The sequence below is a fragment of the Pandoraea pneumonica genome, from assembly GCF_902459645.1.
GTDB classification, from domain to species: domain Bacteria; phylum Pseudomonadota; class Gammaproteobacteria; order Burkholderiales; family Burkholderiaceae; genus Pandoraea; species Pandoraea pneumonica.
This window is the reverse complement of sequence record NZ_CABPSK010000001.1, coordinates 715036-733511: the sequence shown is the minus strand read 5'-3', so window position 1 is coordinate 733511 and position 18476 is coordinate 715036. Positions and strand designations below refer to the sequence as shown.

General features: G+C 62.9%; 9 protein-coding genes. All 9 read right to left on the bottom strand.

The genetic code is table 11. The annotated features are described in order from the left end of the window. Positions 1-3: 3 nt before the first annotated feature. Positions 4-2952: a hypothetical protein gene (locus PPN31114_RS03265; RefSeq protein WP_150678044.1), complete on the bottom strand. Its 2949-nt coding sequence runs from the start codon at positions 2950-2952 to the stop codon at positions 4-6. A gap of 262 nt (positions 2953-3214) precedes the next feature. Continuing rightward, the gene (locus PPN31114_RS03260) at positions 3215-4579 is read right to left on the bottom strand and encodes an ATP-binding protein (RefSeq protein ID WP_174987626.1); all 1365 of its coding nucleotides are present in this window, start codon (positions 4577-4579) and stop codon (positions 3215-3217) included. Next, a complete protein-coding gene (locus PPN31114_RS03255) occupies positions 4576-10032 on the bottom strand; it encodes a contractile injection system tape measure protein (protein ID WP_150678043.1) in 5457 nt (1818 codons plus the stop codon). The genes PPN31114_RS03260 and PPN31114_RS03255 overlap by 4 nt, the downstream gene beginning before the upstream one ends. A 2-nt stretch (positions 10033-10034) precedes the next feature. Next, the gene (locus PPN31114_RS03250; protein ID WP_150678042.1) at positions 10035-12575 is read right to left on the bottom strand and encodes a hypothetical protein; all 2541 of its coding nucleotides are present in this window, start codon (positions 12573-12575) and stop codon (positions 10035-10037) included. Beyond that, a complete protein-coding gene (locus PPN31114_RS03245; RefSeq protein WP_150678041.1) occupies positions 12572-12910 on the bottom strand; it encodes a hypothetical protein in 339 nt (112 codons plus the stop codon). The genes PPN31114_RS03250 and PPN31114_RS03245 overlap by 4 nt, the downstream gene beginning before the upstream one ends. After that, positions 12907-13725 carry a hypothetical protein gene (locus PPN31114_RS26730; RefSeq protein WP_150678040.1) on the bottom strand — a complete coding sequence of 273 codons (819 nt, stop codon included), beginning with the start codon at positions 13723-13725 and terminating at the stop codon, positions 12907-12909. Before PPN31114_RS26730 ends, PPN31114_RS03245 begins: the two co-directional genes overlap by 4 nt. Then, the gene (locus tag PPN31114_RS03230) at positions 13715-17611 is read right to left on the bottom strand and encodes a baseplate J/gp47 family protein (protein ID WP_150678039.1); all 3897 of its coding nucleotides are present in this window, start codon (positions 17609-17611) and stop codon (positions 13715-13717) included. The genes PPN31114_RS26730 and PPN31114_RS03230 overlap by 11 nt, the downstream gene beginning before the upstream one ends. A 35-nt stretch (positions 17612-17646) precedes the next feature. Next, complete coding sequence (locus PPN31114_RS03225; protein ID WP_150678038.1) at positions 17647-18084, bottom strand: GPW/gp25 family protein; 438 nt, start codon at positions 18082-18084, stop codon at positions 17647-17649. An 88-nt stretch (positions 18085-18172) separates the two neighbouring features. Continuing rightward, positions 18173-18475 carry a PAAR domain-containing protein gene (locus PPN31114_RS03220; protein ID WP_150678037.1) on the bottom strand — a complete coding sequence of 101 codons (303 nt, stop codon included), beginning with the start codon at positions 18473-18475 and terminating at the stop codon, positions 18173-18175. Between the last annotated feature and the right edge of the window lies 1 nt (position 18476).

The following is an 18476-nucleotide window of genomic DNA, read 5'->3' as shown; positions in this document are numbered from 1 at the left end:
GGTCTAGGGCTGTTCATCTCGCGCCTTCAACTGGTACTGATACCAAGCGATCAGCGCGATGATGAACAGCACGAGGAAGATCGGAATCATGTAGCCGCGCGCAAGCCATCGCAGGAACGGGTCGCAGAAGAGCAAAGCCAGCGAGAGCAAGAGCCAGACGGCCGCCACCACGAGCGCGGGCGCATGGTAGTAACGCGCCATCAGTTCGCGCCAGCGGCACGACACGTAGTACGCCACACCGCACCCGACCAGCAGCAGCAACATGATCTTCGTCGCGAGCCGGAACGCGTATAGGTTTTCGCACACGGTCTTGCATACGGCAGACGACTGCGCACCGGCGGGCTTTTGGTAATAGTCCGCCAGACATTCGCTCACACTTCGCGTGACCGTGCATTCCTGCACGCCCGGCGTCGGGTCGACCGCTGCAATAACAGCATCTGCCCCACTCGCGCCCCCCGCCTTGTTCCCGCCCTCTGCCGCTTTCCCATCGCTGCGCAACTGTATCGGCCAGAAACCGATGCCGCCGAAGTTGTCCTGCGCGTAAACGATGTCGTCCTGTAGCTGCTGCCAGTTGTCGTGATCGAACGTGATAACCGGCACGATCTGACGCAGCACGATCTGACGCTCCTCGCCGTGCAACCCCTCCTCCACCGAGAGGCGAAGCGCTTTCTTCGAGTCGGTGGTCGGCTCGTCGAGCAGCACCAAAAAGTGAGGACGCCGATTCCGCTCGCGCGTCACCTTCGCGAGCAAATCGGTCGATGGATTCCGGTCGTTCTCCATGATCAGCCGGAAAAGATTGCCGTAGTCATACACGCCGTGCCCCACCCGGTCGTGCCGCATCATGATGTCGATTCGGTCGCCCGCCCCGGCCTTTCTCAAATCGGTGCGCAGTTTGTCGATGAACTGATTGAAGATCTGCACTGACACCGGGTCGTCCGGATAGCCGTCGAAGAAGATCACGACACCGCCACCATTGGTCGGTGCAAAGCGCGCACCGAACGGCAGGTGGTTCGATACCTCGGCCGTCCAGTTCTTCAGCCGCGTGGATAGCAGGCGAACGATGTCGTCGCTCACGCGCTCCAGCACTTGCGCCTTGCGATTCTTCTCCAGCCGCGCCCATGTCCGCCAATCGTTGCGCTGAATCACCCACAGCACGTTGCTCTGGTGCCTTTGCGCGACGCTGACGAAATCGTCGGGCAGACCGACGCTCGCTTGGGCAAGGTCGACAAAACTGCGCCCGTCGTTCGCCTGTTGTAGCTTGCCGCTGTCGTCGAACGTTGCGCCGTAATAGCCAACGCGGGAAATCGTGCTGAAGTCGACGATTTGTTTCGGGCCCGCCATCCAGAACGGGAAGAAACCGTAGACCTCCCCTTGCAAGGCGTCGAGCACACAGCCGCAGCCCGCACCGCTCCATTGCACGCGTTGCGTCGGATCGAACGCCGGGCGCTTGCGTGCCGTGGCCACGAGCGACGGCCGGAACCGGTCGTACAGCGTTTGCATCAGTTGCGGCAACGTCAGCACGTCCACGTTGCTGCAATCGCCCTTCTTCCACAGCGCATCGAGCTGGGCGAATAGCGCGGGATCTTTCAACACCGCCGAGAGCTGCTGCATTTGCTCGGCGGAAATCTTGCGGGCATCGGCCACACTGCCCGGAATGCCTGTCGGACACGCCCCCACGCCCTGACGCAAGCGCGCCATGACGGCGTGATCGAACAGCCACAACTGCGGATATTGCAGGCCCTGCAAGCCCTTGAGCATGTCGAGAATCACCGGTGGCACGGCTTCGTTGCGGCGGCTCGCGGCCAGTTCGGCCAGTGCCTGCGCCGTCAGCACATAAGTGGTCTGCGTTTGCGCCGCGCGCATGATGTCGGGCACGTACGCGTCGACGGCGATCTTCACGTCAGACGTGGCATCGAGAATCGCCTCGTTGAAGTCGGCCTGACTGGCGTATTCCTCTGTCAGACCCGACACGGCATCGATGATCGGCGCGGGCACGCGACCAGCTTGCCGTAGTTGCTGCACCGAGATATCGGTCAGCTGGTAGGTGGTGGTGACAGCGGCAGCACGCGCTTCGGGCAAATACGCGTCGGCCTGCGTGCCCAGATCCTTCAGCGCGTCGAGCACCGCCGCGTCGAACAACGGCTGGTTCAGATAAACCTTGTCCTGAAGCGCCGAGAGCTTGTCGATCACTTTCGACTTCGACGCCAGCAGGCGGAAGTCATTCGCCTCCAGCGTGTAGTTATAGATCGTCAGCAGCGCACGATCCGGGTCGGGGCCTGCGTTGCGGCGCCCATCGGTATCGAGGTGATAAAGCCAAAGCATCGCTGCAATTTCATCGTCGGTGCCCGCGAGCCGAATCTGGTAATAGCGCGCCTGTTCTCGCGGCTCGAAGCTGTCGATCCAACGGCCCAGATCGGCGCTGACGAGATCGGTCTTCCACTGCGGATGGGCCCGCACAATGCTCGCAAACTTCAGCAGCGCCTGTACCGATGCGTTGGTCAGGTTGCCGACGGGTTGCATCTTGAAATCGAGCCAGAATCGGTTGAGCCACGAGAGCGTAATCGGGCCGACCAAATTGTCCGACAACGGCCGTGTGCTTTCGCGATACGCCTGCAAATACGCCGGATCATCCGAGTAGATCGTCAGCAACGCCTGCTGAATCGCGCGGCGCGTAGCTGGTGGCAGGTGACGCACCACATCGGCGGAAATCAGCACCGCCCCCACGCCGCTCGTCGGTTCCGGCGCCACCTGTACCGTGTTCACGATACGAAGCGCGTCTTGCGGCGTCATCGGCTTGCCATCGCTGCCCATCGGCGGCGCCATGTTCGTCGTGCGAATGACGGGCGCCGGTGCAGCAGGCGCGGCAACCGGTTCCGTCGGCACGGATGTGGGCGTTGGTGGCGGCGACTGCGTCGGTGCAGCCTGTCGCGGCGCGACCGGCGTGGATGCCATCGCCGGGGCTGCCGAAGAAGCGACAGGGGCTACAGGGGCGATAGCAGCGACTGGGACGCTAGCGGGCGCTGTCGATGCGGGCGCTGAGTCCGGCGCGCCCGCACTTGCCTTGGGAGCGGACGCGGCACTTGGCGCACTTGGGGCACTCACCGCCGAGGCCGTCGCATGGCTCGGTATGGGCAGCATCAGGCCAGCGAGCGCCGCACACATCGTGACGATCCGTGTACACGTGCGCTTAGAGTTGGAGAACAGGATGGTCATATCAGATCGTCCGCCCTTCCTTGATGAGTTCACGCCGCACTCCGCGCAGTAGATCGGCATGGCTGACGGTATCGCGCCCCTCACGCTCGGCGCGCATGGCCGCATGCTGGGCAACGTTGAGCAGTGCGCCACCGGAGAGCACATGGTTTTCGGCCAGCGTCACGAGATCGACGTCGGGCCCCAAGCCCTTCCCTTTCGGGAACAGGCTCTTCCATAAGCGCAAGCGTTGTTCGCTATCGGGCAACGGAAAGTGAATGGCACTTTGGAAGCGCCGTGCGAAGGCCTCGTCGATATTGCCCTTCAGATTGGTCGCGAGCAGCACGACGCCGGGGTAGTCTTCAATCCGCTGGAGGAGATAGGCGACCTCCTGATTCGCGTGACGATCGTTGGCGCTGCTGCCTTCCGTGCGTTTGCCGAAGAGTGCGTCGGCTTCGTCGAAGAACAGAATCCAGCGCTTGTTCTGCGCCTGATCGAATACATTCGCCATGTTTTTCTCGGTCTCGCCGATGTACTTCGAGACGATCTTGGACAGGTCGATCCGGTAGACATCGACGCCCGCCGCCTTGCCTAGCAACGACGCCGTGAGCGTCTTGCCGGTGCCCGGCGGCCCGTAGAACAACGCCCGGAAGCCCGGTTTGACCATTCGATCGAGTTGCCAGCGTTGCATGACGGCTTCGCCGCCATCGAGCCATTGCCGAATCTGGTCGATCTCGTCGATCACGTCCGGCGCTAGCACCAAGTCGTGCCAGTCGCGCAGCGTAGTGATGCGTTTGGCCGGAAACCCCGCGCTGTAATCGGGCTTGTGTTCACTGCCGGACGTGCAGCGTTCGAGAAAGTCGCGCTCGACGTGCAGCGCAGCGGCGAGCGCAGGCTCGCCTTCGGCGCGGCGCTCTAGCCGCAAGATCGATTCCCGCGCAAACGTATGCTCCGCGTCGAACAGTTGCAGAATCTCGAACCGTCGCGCGAGGTCGTCACCGGCGAGTATGAAGGCCGCCGTTTCGCAGGTCGGCAGCAAGCCGCTGTGATGCTGGCCGCGCCAGCCGCCGAATTCGGTGAACTGTCGCTCGGTGTTCTTGTTCTGCGTGAAGAGCAAATCGAGCGCCTGCGGCCTGATGTGCGGCAGCATGGCAAGCATGAGCACCACACGGGCGTCGAAATGCTTGGCCAGCCCCAGCGCCTGTAGCGTCTTGGCAAATGGCGACGGGTCGCCGGTCAAGTCCGGCGGCGTGTGCGCGTGAATGTCGTGCGGGCCGCCTTCGTGCATGAAGTAGGCATGCATGCGCGTCTCGAGTACCGCGTTGAACCACGCGATTTCGCGCGACAAGCTCTCGGCGTTCGCCGTGAGTGGGGTGATGGTGTCGGTCATACCCATTGCACCCATAACGGTTGTGGCATCCACGAAAGGTGCACAGTCGAAATTCCCCAAGGCAGACGCTCGAGCAGCACGTCGAAGGCAGTCCGTTCCACCTTGAGATGCCAGCCGTTTTCGCCCAGTGACAACACGCCTGCCCGCTGCAAGAAGGCCTCTCGCAGCCCTTCTGGCGATGTGCTGCCTATCGCTGACCAGTGCTGAATCATGGAGCGAAGCAGGTCATTGATGATGGTGTCTTCTTGCGCAGTGACCTCGATGTGCCGCGCGACTGGCACGCTCGATGGCAGGCCGCATAGCAGCTTGTGCATCACCAAGTCATACTCCGGCGCTTCCGTGCGTCCGCTCACGACATAGTGAAGCATCAAGACCGCCCGCTCGACAGCAGCATCGCTGACAAAACGGCTGCGCCGGTGCCCATCTTCCCAATACGCTTCCATGAGATCGAACACCTCCCATAGACGCGAAAGAAACGGCCACAGCAGCACGGCACCGGCATGTATCACCCGAGTTGGCGTTTGCGATAGGTCGCTCGAGTTGGCGCTCGGCACCGCAATGTCGATGCCGGTCTGCTCCCGTATCCGGCTTGCCAGCACGGGCGACATCTCACGGGACGTCGCTTTGGACAACCGGGTGGCGAGCGCAGAGGCAAACGTTGCGCCTGCGTAAGCGCGCTGTGGCGCAAAGAGCCATCCGAAGAGCGTTAGCCATCGGGCGCGCGCCAACTTTGCAGGCGTGTTCGCGGCCGGATGTGCTCCCGGGTGTGTATCTAGACTCAGCACGAAGAGATCGGTGATATCCGCCGACAGACGTAGCATTCGGTCAATCTCGGCGGTGTCGCGCGACGACAGGCGGGCAAAGCCGGGCCACAGGTCAACCGGCACGAGATCGAGCCAACGTCCGGCCAAATCGTCGTCGATAGCGGCAGGCGTGAGGACCTGACGCAGCGCTGCCGCGCCCGTCTGCATCGCCTGATGCAACCAGACGGACAACCCTGGTGGATGCGTCCCGCGCCCATTGCGGAAGTCCGATGAAGCGACGTAGTCGAGAAAATCGGTAGGCTGCGTGGATGCCATATCGGGGCCACTTTCTTGAGAGCGATGTTGGGCCGGTCGCTGGCGCGCAGTCGACTCGGGAAACGAAGTCCGGCGCGACGTCTGATCGGGTGTGGGACGCGAGGCTGTGTCCGCAGAGTGATGGGGTGCGTCAGGCTGTGCGTCAGTTTTTGTTGAGAGCGTCGATGCGGAACTGGCAGGTGATGCCGCGTTATCCCGATGCTCCGTGGCGTGCACACTGTCTTCATCGAGCGCCCTATTCATCGATGCCGTTTCGCTCAACGCTTCGAGGTCCAGCGTCGAGCCTTCCAGCAATGCGGCGACAACACTGGCGTAATAGCGCGCAACGGCGAGGGATGCCTCCGGTGACGCGACAGGTGTGTGCTTGACGATGGCGTCGTAAAACGATTCGCGATGAGCGGCGGGAATCGCTTCGCTCACGGAGACAACAATATCCGCCACGGCAGCCCAAGCCTGCGGTGCGAGCGTGCCGACACCGGAAATCAGCATTGCGCGGCTCAGGCCAAGGTCGCGCTGTAACGTAGCGCGCGCTTCTTGCGACAGCCCCCCGGTGCGACTGACCAACGACGCGCCGAGGGAGGTCATCTCTCGGTGAACCTGCAATAGCCGCTGCAATGCATCCGATGCGCTGGCGTTACCGACGTCGTTCGCATGAGCAGCGGTAACGGCATCAGTGGTTTCAGTCGCATCAGCAACGTCAACTGCTTCAACCGTATCAACGGCAGCAACGGCATCACTGGCGCCAACGGCAACACCGGTTTGTTCCGGAGCGATATCGCTATCTGGCCCACGTTGCTCCACTGAACCAGCGAACTTGCTAGAAACGGCTGGGCTACTGGATGCGCTTGTTGTGCGGGGTACTAAGACGGCCTGAGAGCCCCCTGAGACTTCGGATTTGGCCACTGCCGTGCCGGACTCGTTCGAAGCGCCACGTTCGCCAAGCGACTCGCCCCCCTCCAACGCTGACGAGGATTCGGCATCTGGAACGGCATCGCGGGCGCTAATCCCGTGTTGCGTCGGGTCGTCGAAGGCATCACGCGTGACCGCCGAATTCGGTGAGTCGCTGCGCCCAGTCGGGGCGATCAACGGCTTTCTGACGTCGCCCTGCTCGGTCGCAAGCCCAAGCGCGTTGGATTCCCAGACTTGCATCAACCGAAGCTGCCAACCAGCGAGGCGCTCGGCACTCGCCAGACCCCGCATTCCGTCGAGCGTCAAAGGCTGGACAGGCGACGTCTGAAGCAACCATTCGAACACTCGCTTCCAGATCGCCCGCCTCCACACATCGACTGACGCGTGTGACGGTAAATCCGTGCCGTTCGTCGGCAGCGCGGAAGGCAACGCGCTCGCCGCTATCGAGTCATGCGACGGCACATTGGCCGCTATATCGTCGGCCTTCGGCTCGCCACGGACGGAAACCGGGCGCTCCGGCAGCGCATCCTCTCGGGCAAGTGCCCGGAGCGATCGCCAATACACTGCGCTCGCTGGGTGCAACAGCGTCGCCAAATCCAGCAGCATGTTCTCCGGAAAACCCGCGACGATTCGCGTCAATACCTCGTCCCGCCGTCCGTAATGCCGAAACGCGCTGGTCAACATTTCACCGCGCGTCGACAGCCAGTCCGCCCAATCGTCGTACAGCGGCGCCGACTCGCCACTGAGTAACGCCTCAATCAACCGGCCACGCTCACCGACGTGCCCGCCAGTAGCCCCGGCTTCCACTTTGGCAACTGCCGATTCGTTGTCGGGGTCAGGGGCTACGGATATCTCAATAGCCGATTGCTCGTCGCTCGGCTTGCCCGCAATCGGTTGCGCAGGGCGTGCGGCAGCCGGGTTCCTCCCTGCGGCAGCCGACATCATTGCTTCGTCTGCGATGTCGGGTGACGGGGGCATCGCCTCCGCAGGCGATTCCGATTTTTGTTGTTCGCGTTCACCGGCCGCGCCGGTATGGCTGACGCGCGGGGTCGATTCCCCATCGTTTGGTGAGGCAGACTCGTCTGGGACACTCGCCGCCACTGTTCCCGAATGCGCAACGAGCGCCGGATTCGTCTCCAACGTGGAGCCCGGGCGCACCACCTCATCGTGCAACTGCGCCTCGGCGGTTGAGACGTGTGGCGTCGCCAAGTTCGTCGGTTCAGGTGTGCCGTCTGCTGCAACGACTGCGGCATCCGCGCTCATGTGACGCCACGCTTCATCTACCAACATCGATGGCGAGGCACCGTCGCTGCCCTCTTCCCCCTCGATCTCTGCGGATGTTCCTGAAAACGCAGCCGCGACGGCTTCAGACCATGCGCGACGACGCGCCCATCCGGTGAGCGCCGCTTGCTCGCTTTGGCTCTCCGGCATTTGCGCCGCAAGCAGTGCCAGCATGTCCTCCAACAACGACACTGGAAGCGACATTGCCATCCTGTCGCGTAAATCGGGATAGGCCGCATAGTGACGCAGCGCATCCCTCACCAGCGTCGGTGCTTCGCGCATCAACTGCGGCCAAACATCGTAGAGCGCCTGCGATTGCCCTCGCGCAAACGCGTTTGCCAACAGCACTCGCGTCCGCGCAAGTAAGTGGGCTGAATACGGCGTTTCGGTCAGCGTTTCGTTAGCACCACGCCAATCGCCTTGTGCCACGCTGTTGCCACCCATCGTCGCCAACTCGGCGGTTGCACGATCTTCTTCTTTTGCGTCAGCGGCTCTCGTCCATGCTTCCGTCCCCGCTTCTCCCTCGGCTTCCTTCGTCAATTTGTGGGGAACACTATCGTCACGCGACGCGGCTTTCGCCACTAGACGTTCGCTGGCGATTTCCACCTCTCGACCCTCGCCATCGGCTATATCTATTTCGGCGAAAGGCAGCCCATTGGGGACATTGGGGACATTAGCCAAATCAACCACATCGGCCGCGTTGGTAACGTCGGCCATATCGTCGACGTTGACCACTTTGTTCACGTCGCCCACGTTAGCCGCCGTACCGGGTGATATCGGTCGATCCATAACGGCCGCTCGCCCATGCGCACTCGTTCCGGCCAATCGGCGCAACACCGCCAACATGAGGGGCGCGGGAGCGAGTTGGGCAAGTTCCACCTGCCTAAGGACTTGTGCTGCTCGCGTTGCGATGTCCTGACCTGCTTTCGCCGTGTTTTGCGTGCCAAGACCTGCCCGCTCGCCGATCAAGACCGCTTGCCAGATCTCGTGCCACGGCGTTTGCAGTCCTCCGGCACTCAGCGGGGTCAGGCCGATCGCCAACAGTTTTTCTCGCGCGACGAGTTGTGCCGCCTCGCGCGCGTTCGCCGTCCACCCTGCGACGGCAAGCGTCTCGTCGATCGCATCTAAGTCTGCCAACCAGCGCTGCGCTTCCGCAGGTCGGAGCGCGTAAAGCATTGCCTCGATCTGAGCCTCTGGAAACTGCCGCACCAATCGCGCGATCTGTACGTCGCGTGAAGCACTGCTCAACAGCAGTCGTCTTATCGGCTCGACATCTCCCGCCAGCACCCTGGCGAGCAACGCCTCCAGAGGTGCGTTAGATACATGGGTTTGCGCGGCAGATTGCACGTCATGTTGCGTTTCACTCGGCTCGTCGAATTGCGCGTCGTCCGGCGTTTGGCGCTGCGCGTTGGAATGCCTGTCGGGCGGCGTTCGGCCCTGCGCATCGGATTGCCTATCGGGCGACGTTTGGCCTTGCGCATCGGATTGCCTGTCGGACCGCGATAGGGCTTCCGCGTCGGAATACGCGGCACGCTGCGTTTCGTCTTGTGCGTCGGAACGTGTGTCGCGCTGCGTTTCGCCTTGCGCGTCGGAACGCGTGTCGCGCTCCGTGTCGCCTTGTGTGTCGGCTTCCACATCAGCCTGAGCGTCCTGCCGCACCTCCTGCCCCACCTCCTGCCCCACTTCCTGCCGCGATTCCTCCCATGGCCTCTTGCGTGCGGCTTGCCGCCGCCCCTGCCCCTCATCGGCACGAACGTCACCACGCACAGCTCGCCCGGCATCGGTTACCGCTGCCAGCCGATCCGGCAACCGCCCGGACGTAAGAAATCCCATGAGCGAAGCCGTGTCGGCATCGACTGCCGATTCGAAGCGTGTCACCACCGGTGCGCCATGTCCGGGCACGTCGCCACCCCGCTCCGCCAACGCCTGCTCCAGCGCGTCGGACAAGCTTTCCGCAAGCGCTTCCGGCAAATCGGCCACCGGGACGCTGCCCAGATCGATGTCGAGCCGATCAATACGAATCACGCCTTCGCCAGGCGCACGGTTATCGAAAACCGTGGACACCACCGGCAACAGCCTGTCGACGACCAGTGAGCGCAGCGCATCGCTTTGCGACATGTCCAGCCCGCCTGCCGTGAACGTCAGGTCGAATGCCAGATGGTCGATGCGATGGCGCGTATTCATCGCTATACCCACAAGGTCAGGTTGCGCTCGCGCCGCTGGCGCATGAGCAACGACACCAGGCTCGCGCTGCTGGCATCCAGCCGACGGGAGTCCGCACGCGTCACGTCTTCGCGCAACCGCGAACGCCACAAGTCGTAGCGATGCTCGAAGTCGCGCATCGTCACAAAATCCAGCCAATGAAATTCCGGCAACAGATGCGCCGGCAGATTGCGACAGACCGTCTCTTGCGCCAGATTGCGGAAGTCCGGATCACTGAATCGTGCCGACCACGCCGGGAATACGATGCTCACGCGCGCGTCGAAAAACGCATCATCCACAGCGTCGGCGTCTTGCTTCCGAGGGCGCAGCAACACGTGCTCGACCAGATAAAACCCCTCCGATTGCACATTCAACTGACAGAGGAATTCGCGCAGCGTCTGTACATACCGGTCGGCGTGTGTCACCGCACCTGCCCGTCTGAACTTCGCGAGACGCACGTTGCCCAGCCGATCGTCGTGGGTCTGGAAATGCACGTGCACTTCCTCGCCATGCTGCTCCAACACGTAGTTTTCCAACCGCACGCCATGCACGAGCAGCCCAACGGGAAGCATGTCTTCGTGAGCGTCTTTGCGCGCGGCATCGTCCCGCCCGCCATCGGCCCCCGACGCACTGCGCCCCGCCAGCACCACTAAGCGGGCCGCCGCGCGTTCATAGTCGTCCGCCGTGGCGACGTTGTCCGCTCGCAAGCGAAGTCGCCGACGCAACAGCGCCTCGCTCAACGGCTTGGTGTCCGGCTGCGCGGGCAACCCCAGCAAGATCGCAATCTTGGCATGCACGCCAGAGACATTGGCTCGCTTGTCGGCCCGAACGTCAGGCATGCCCACATCGAACGCCGTCGCCCGGTCGCGCGACAGTGTCGCGATATGACGCAAGAACTCAAGCTTGTTATTCACCAGCCAATGCGTGGCGTGCTTGTCCTGGTAATCGTCGAAACGCCGCAACGACTTCTGCGAAAACGTCTCGCCATACATCGCGAGCAGCACGTCGAGCAATCGGCTGCGCCGGTCTTCGGCCCGATCTTTGCGCGAGACGATGCGAGTGAGCGCACTGCGCACATCGTCCGGCGCGTTGACGTATAGCGATTCGATATCGGGCAACGCCTCGTCCCCGATCCATTGAGAGAAATACGTCTGGTGCAAATCGTCGACGGAGAACATGCGGCCGACCGATTGCAGGTTCTCGAGATAGTTCGCCATCAGTTGCTCGGCCAGATACAGATAAGCCTTCAACTGCTTCGCACTCACATGATGCTCAAGCGGTGCCGACGGCGGCACACCGAAGTGATTGATGCCGTAAATCGCCGGAAACTGATGCTGAATCGAAAAGTAGTCGCGCAATTCGCGCGTCTCGCCCTGTGGGGCGGGCACGATGCCCGCAACCGATTGCGGCGTGTTGCGCAGGGTATCGAATTCAAACCGCGCCTTGGCCAGCGCCACACGCGCGTCGTCGAGCACCACCCGTGCCTTGTCTTCACGCCGCTGTTCGACAGCGTGCGCAACCGGCGCCACGTCCCCGCCGACCGCGCTGCTGGCAAAGTGCAGCCGCAAAAAGCCGCTCTGCGCATCGCCCGGGAACCGTAATCGCAGGACAGCGCGCTTGGCCATGTCCGCGCCCACCGGGTTGCCGTCGGCGTCGCACAACGACAGCCGGTGCACATGGGCTACACCGTCCACTTCCTGCACCAGTCCGACCAGCTTCGCGATCGCAATCGGTGAGCCGGGCGCCTGCGCGCCAGTGCTAGCGATAAATCCGTGCACCGTGCGAGGCCCGGAAAACAAAATATCGAGCGGCACCCCGGCGGCAAATGCCTTGACGTACCGCTCGACCTGAAACCCCGAGAGCACCGCCTGTGCGCAACGGAAATAGATGTCGGCGAAGATCGACGCAGGATCGCGCTCGCTGTGAATCTGTACGTCGCCGCTGAGATAGACCGCCTGCGCGGGCACGACCTGCACGTCGGCCAAATCCTCACCCAGGTTGCGATGCGCATTGAAGACTTCGAAGATGCGCTTGCGCACGTCGGCCTCCATCGCGGCCTGCGCCTCTCCCGACAACTCCCCCGACAATGTCTCGCTAAGCTTGACCAGCACGCGATACAGCCCCCGCACCCCACTTGCCGACTCCCCCGCTTGCGGCTCGCAACTCAACCAGACATCTTCGAGTTCGGGAATCGAGTCGTAGAACAGCTTCCGATAGTCATCGACCGTCAGCACCTGACTCGGCAGAATCTCGTCCGCCGGATGTAGCGCATGGCGACGGTAATCGATGATGCCCGTTGGGCCGACCAAATAGTCTTCGGGCGCGAAATCCGAACGGTAGGCCAGTTCGGTGATCGCATAGCAAAGCTGCTCAAGAATCGTGACGCCCGGGTCGTGCAGGTTGTAGTCGGTCCAACGCTCTCCGCACAGGGCTTGTAGCGTGGCAATGCCTGCGCGGCGCAGCGCATCGAAATCCAGCCCATTCGGATCGGGGGCCAGCCGGGCGATCGACTCGGGGGCGCTCATCGGCTGACCACACCTCGAATACCGCTCGCGCGCGGCACGTCGTCACCCGTCTCGGCCAACGCCATGCGGGCGCTGTGCAATTGCCCTTTCATCGCGTCGATCAGCCCATGCACTTGGTGATACGGCAAATAACCAAGCGCTTCCACGATCAACGCGAAAGCTTGCGCGTCGAGCGCACAGGTAATGGGTTCGCCAGCGTTTGCATCGACGGCTTGCCGGTTGAGCGTGCCGATCAGCTCGTACACGCGCTTGAACGGCAACTCCGCGAGCGCAGCCATCACCTGTTGGGCGTCCTGCGCCTCGAACACGATGTCGAACGTCGTTGGCGTGCTCATGCCTGCACCTTCGGCTCAGGATCGATCGCGCTTGTCTGCATATCCGGATCGAACCAGAGGTTAGTCAGGTAGTAGGTCACCCACGTCCGGTCCGCACCGGCCGCGTCACGCGTGGTGTCGTAGGGGCAGCCGACGCGCATTTGCAGAATGTAGTTATGCTTCGCGCCGTCTGGCGCGTCCACCCATTGCAGTTGCAGCCGGTTGCACTTGCTGCCGAAGTGAGACTGTCGATAGTCGATGTCGCCTTTGCCGTTGAACGCCATGACGGCGTATGCGTGCATCAGCGCGTACTTGCCACTACCTCGCTTGCCGACCCCGGCCATGATCTCGAACGCATTGCAGCCGGTGAGCGTGTCGGTAATGTCGTGCCATTTCCCATCGGCCGGTACGCTGCGGCTGCCGGGCCGCCCACGTCGGCCATCGGCCACGATGCGCCCGGCCAAGTCGAGTTCGAAGTCGGCAGCGGCGTCTGACTTCCCTGACGTTTGGGTAACCGGCCGCCCCGGCAACTGACGCAATGTCAGTACCGTGGGGTTGTTCTCGTTGCCAAACGCCAATCCGCCCCCGGGACCGTCGAGCTGTACCGACCAGATGGGGCTCTTCACATCGATGTTCTGATAGAAGCTGAGCAGCTTGCCTTGATTGAGTTGCGAGACCTTCAGCCCGTCCACCGGTGTCTTGTCGAATCCCTCGTCGACGATATTGAGCATCGAGTCGATGAGTTCGGAGAAAGCCGTCGCCGACGGCATCTCGCCATTGCCGAACTTGCGCCGGAGCGTGTCGCGATTGCGGCGAGCCATGGGCTTATTGGTCATTGGAGTCGTCCGAGATGATGAAAGTGGCGCCGATTTCAAGGCGACTGAGCGTGGTGCGCACGCCCGGATAGTCGATGCCGTCGTCGACGGCTTCGATGGCGTGACGCGCGACGGGAATGGCAATGCTCCACGGGTAGAGCGGCGTGATGTCGGCTTGCCCTTTCGCAAGCACGGAACTGCCCAAGTCAGCCGGGTTAGCCGTGTCGAACAGGGAATACGTTTGCACATCCGCCGACGCCCACACCACCGGGCTGGGCGCAGCCGTCGTTTCTGACGACGCCGCCGACATCGCAGGCGGCTTCGCAGCAATGCGCAGCATCGAGAATCCCGAGACGTTTTGCACGTAAGGCAGCGCGCCGATGAACGCTTCCAGATCGTGCTGCCGGATCCGCCACCCGAAGTGCGTGCGGTAGCCCACATCGTCTTGCCACGGCGTGAGGTAGCGCGAAATGGCAGCGTTGAGCATGGCGATATAGCGGCCATTGCCCGACACGTCGGAAAAGCGCACTTTGCAACGCACCTGAATGCGCTCGTACACGGGGTTCTCGACGGACACATGCGCCCAAGGCGACGACAGCGTGTTCACGAACGCCGCAATTTCCTGCATCAGATTGCCGTCGAGCATCGGCATCTGCTCATCGGCCTGCACTGCGGGCCAGTAAGGCAGCGGGACGATCAACGCATGGCCCGGGCGCACACAATCGAAGGGGCCGTTCGACGAGGTCAGATTCGCGAAGCACTTGACCTTATAGACCTCGGCGAACGCTTCCAGAATCAGCGATTCGTAGTCGGCCGGAGAGATGGCGCGTTGCTTGTGCCGCAGCCGCTCGCTAACGCGGGTGCGCATTTGATCGCGCGTTTCCGCCGCACGCCCGCCACACGACGGCAGCGGCTGCACAATGCCGGTAATGCCCGGCAATGGGCGGCGGCTGCGCGTGATCGATGCGGCAGGTAGCACGGTCGGCACTTCGGGCGGTACGTCCGGCCCTCGGGTCACCTGCACGGCCTGCGCATGCACCGCATAGAGGCTGCAATACTTCTCCATGTCGCGATCGGCGCTCACGCGGAACCAGTACAGTCCGTCGGGCATCACCGTATTGCTGCACCCGATGTCCGCCGGTACGCGCAACGTCACAATGCCGGAGGTCATGAAGTGATGGGTACCATCCGCCACGATGGCGCGCCGCGACAACGGCTTCCACACGTTGTTCGTCAGATAACTCCAATGCAGCCCGGCACTATTGGCGGGGCCTTCGTCGGTATCTTCGTCCGTCGGCGGCACTGGTTGGGAGTCTTCGCGCAATTCGAAGAGCAACGTCAGCGTCTTGCCCAGGTCGCCCGCCGCAATGCCGACGTACAGATTGCCAGCGGCGTTGATGCGCGGCAGCAAGGCGGGCGCCGGGTAGCTGGTGAGGCCTAGCGTTTCCCACCCCGACGGGAACAGGTGCAGAAAGCGGCCGTCGTCGTCGCCGTTCGGCAGCCGGTCGACGCTGATCGCCCCGGTCGCGCAATAGTCGATGGAAATGGCATTGATGAGTGGCGTGTACGGAGCACGCGGTACCGCATTCGGCCGACGCCAGCGACGGCGCCGTGCGTTGGTCATCATCGTCGTCGAGAGCGCCTGCGCATAGGTCTCGTGCCCGAACGCAAACGCCGGGGCCGCAAACGTGAACTTGAAGAAGCCGTTCTTCGCGCCCGGCCCCCACGTGAGCGGCTGCGCTGCGCTCACGCCCGCATCGGGTTCGAACAAATGCGCCAACTGACCTGCGCGCCAAACGATCCGGTTGTCGATGCGCTCGCCCTGCCCCGGTTGCACGCGCGTCTGGAACAACGGCACGCTGGGGCGCGACAACTCGCTGGCAGGCGACCACACCCCTTTGGCTAATACCGCGACGGTGGCCAGATAGTCTTCATTGGCCACGCGTACGTCGTAGCCGTCGTACCACGTGCTGAATCCCCCCGTGGTGCGCGGCAAATCCGCCCACTCGATCTCCACCCGAAAATCGGTGATGCGCTTTGACGCCATCTCGGTGCTGCCGACAACGAGATAGCTGCCCAATCGGGCGAGCGGGCCGAACGGTGCGAAGGGCGTCGAGGCACTCAGTTGCCCGATGTTGTTGTGCAATACCAGGTCGCGGCAGCCTCGCGCCTCGACGTCGATGCGGGCTCCCGTGACCGCGAGATCGCGTAGCATGCCGTACGGAAACAAGTACGCACCCGGATTGATCACACAACGCAGCATCGGCGTCTCGATGTCGAACTGCTCACCGTGCAACGCTGGCGAGTACGCCACCACGCTCGGCGACTGGGGAGGCAGCTCGAAGCTCAACCGCAGCACGTTGTCTTTGAAGAACGGCACGTAGCCCGGAATATCGATCCAGCCGAACTCCCCCGTCAGACCCACGACGAAGATGCTGCGAAAGATCTTCAGAAAGATGTCGTTGCGACGCAGCTCCAGCGCGCGGGCGTCGCGCTTGGCGATCGCTTCGGCGCTTCCGTTATCGATGTCCGATGCGTCAGCCACCTCTGTCGGCGCGGCCGGCGTGCCGAGCATCGCGTCGGCCACCTTGTCGAGCCGTTGCATGAGCGTGTCGTCGGCGAACGTGATCGTCACACTGATGCGGCGCTCGCCCTCTTTGAGCAGAAGCACCTTGCTCGCCAGCGCAAAGCCAATACGGGCATCCCGATGCGGCCCGCTGCCCATGCCCGCCTTCGGCGCGCCCAGCATCGGCCAAGCCTGTGTGTGCACCGCCCCCGGCGGCGCAACCGACACCGCCTGGAACCATGCTGCCGTGGCCCATGTCCGCCCGGTGACCGGTGTGCCGGGTGCCGCGTTGTCGTCTTCGGCCAGCAAGTTCTCGGGCGCGCTGTAGCCGTTGTGATCGAGGTAGAGCGTCTGCACCTGACTCACCACGGCATCCGACACGCGCAGTTCGTTGTCGGCCAGATAAAGAATGTCGCGGCTCTGCGCATCGACACCGGCAGGAAACTCGGTGCCCGCCGGCACCACGACGTCGCGTGCGTCCGGCGTGCGCTTGACCACCAGCCACGTGCGATCCGGCACCGTCGAGCGCGGCGTGCTGCCCAGCATGCGGTCGTAATAGAAATCGATAAAGCGACGGGTGTAACCATTCAGCTTGCCTTGCAGCTTCTGGAACTGCTGCACGAAGGCAATCAACAAGCCGATGGCGGGATCGTGGATGCCGTTGTGCAGCGACGCAGGCAAGCGCGCCAGCGCCTCTTTACGCACCATTTCGATAGCCTTCATGTACGCGTGGAAGTCCGTGCGCACGTCGGCTTTGGTCAGATGGGCGCCTGCGCGGGCAATGCCGTCGGCATTCGGCACCGTCACGTCGACTGACCAAATGGGGTCGAGTGCAAGCGAAGCACCTGCTGTGCGTAACGCCCCGAGAATGCCCGACCGGTCGACGCTCAATTGCACGATCACCGCGCGCAGTACGGTCCGCAGGCCTAGCCCGTTATCGCTCTGCGCTTGCGCCAGCGCGACATACCAATCGTTCAGTGTCGCGACGAGCTCCGCGACGGGCGAAGCTTCCAGCGTCCACCCAGAGCTCTCGCCGTCCGCGCTCACCCCGATGTGTTCCGGCGTGTTGCGCCACCACTGCGCGAAATGCGCGGTCTCGCGCGTGAGATCGAACGCCAGAATGCGGCTCATCACCACCGTTTCGTCTGCGCGAAAGAACGGCGTCCAGTCGCCTTCCGGCACGTTCTCGGCGTTATGAAACCGCACCAGCGCGGCGAACTCCGTCACGATTGCCAGCAACTCGTGAAACGACAACTCATCGAGATGGAAATAGCCGTCCTGCAACGCGGGCAGTGCCCGCATCGCCTGACTGGTGCCATCGCGAATGATGAGGTTGTACATCGGGTCGTCGTCTCGTCGTCGGGTCGTTTGCCGTATCAGCGCGGCATCTGCTTATCGGGCAAGTTCGTGCCTTCGAGGAAATAAAACGGATAGACCATGTTGCTGCGCGTATTCGCCCCCCGCACCGTGTAATCGATGAGCACGTCGATGCGTCCTTCCATAGCCGCCGACGAATCGATCACGATCTGCTCGACCGTGATGCGCGGCTCGAAAAACAGAATGGCGCGCTCGATGGCATCGCGTATTTCGGTGAGCACGCTTTCACTGATCTCGTCGAACACGTAGGTCTTGATGCCGCAGCCGAACGTGGGCTGCATGATCCGCTCGCCGGGCACGGTCGCGAGAATGATGCGCAAGCTCTCGTGAATGTCGGCCTCGGCCTCTACCATTTGCGTGCGCCCCTGCGCCGCGTGATCGCCAAAGCGCGGCGGAAAGGCCCAGCCAGTGCCGAGAAACGATTTGTCGGTGCTCACGCGTGCTTTCCCCTTGTTTCGCTCGTTGTCGCTCGTCTTGTCGCTTGTTTTGTCGATCGTCTTGCCGCTTGTCCTGCGGCGTTCGCGCTCAACCGCCGATCAGCACCGTCGGACACCCCATCGAAATCGAACCGCCGTGCGCGCACGTGTCACCCACTCGGGCGGCGGGCTTGCCGCCGATGAGCACGCTCGTCGACCCCATCACGATCGAGTCGGGCGGCCCCACGCATAAGCAGTTGTCGGTCACCACGGCGGCAGGCAGCTTGCCGATCAGCACCGTCGGCACACAAGGGCCGAGGATGGGGCCGCCCACGTGCGGAATCGGCGCCGGGAACGCCGGCGTCTGCATCGGGCACAGGTGCATGTCGGTGAGTCGTGCGGCCAACGGCATG

Coding starts and splice junctions, on each gene's coding strand:
- PPN31114_RS03265 (WP_150678044.1), bottom strand. CDS start 2,952: ATGGCATCCACGCCGGTCGCGCCGCGACAGGCTGCACCGACGCAGTCG.
- PPN31114_RS03260 (WP_174987626.1), bottom strand. CDS start 4,579: ATGACCGACACCATCACCCCACTCACGGCGAACGCCGAGAGCTTGTCG.
- PPN31114_RS03255 (WP_150678043.1), bottom strand. CDS start 10,032: ATGAATACGCGCCATCGCATCGACCATCTGGCATTCGACCTGACGTTC.
- PPN31114_RS03250 (WP_150678042.1), bottom strand. CDS start 12,575: ATGAGCGCCCCCGAGTCGATCGCCCGGCTGGCCCCCGATCCGAATGGG.
- PPN31114_RS03245 (WP_150678041.1), bottom strand. CDS start 12,910: ATGAGCACGCCAACGACGTTCGACATCGTGTTCGAGGCGCAGGACGCC.
- PPN31114_RS26730 (WP_150678040.1), bottom strand. CDS start 13,725: ATGACCAATAAGCCCATGGCTCGCCGCAATCGCGACACGCTCCGGCGC.
- PPN31114_RS03230 (WP_150678039.1), bottom strand. CDS start 17,611: ATGTACAACCTCATCATTCGCGATGGCACCAGTCAGGCGATGCGGGCA.
- PPN31114_RS03220 (WP_150678037.1), bottom strand. CDS start 18,475: ATGCCGTTGGCCGCACGACTCACCGACATGCACCTGTGCCCGATGCAG.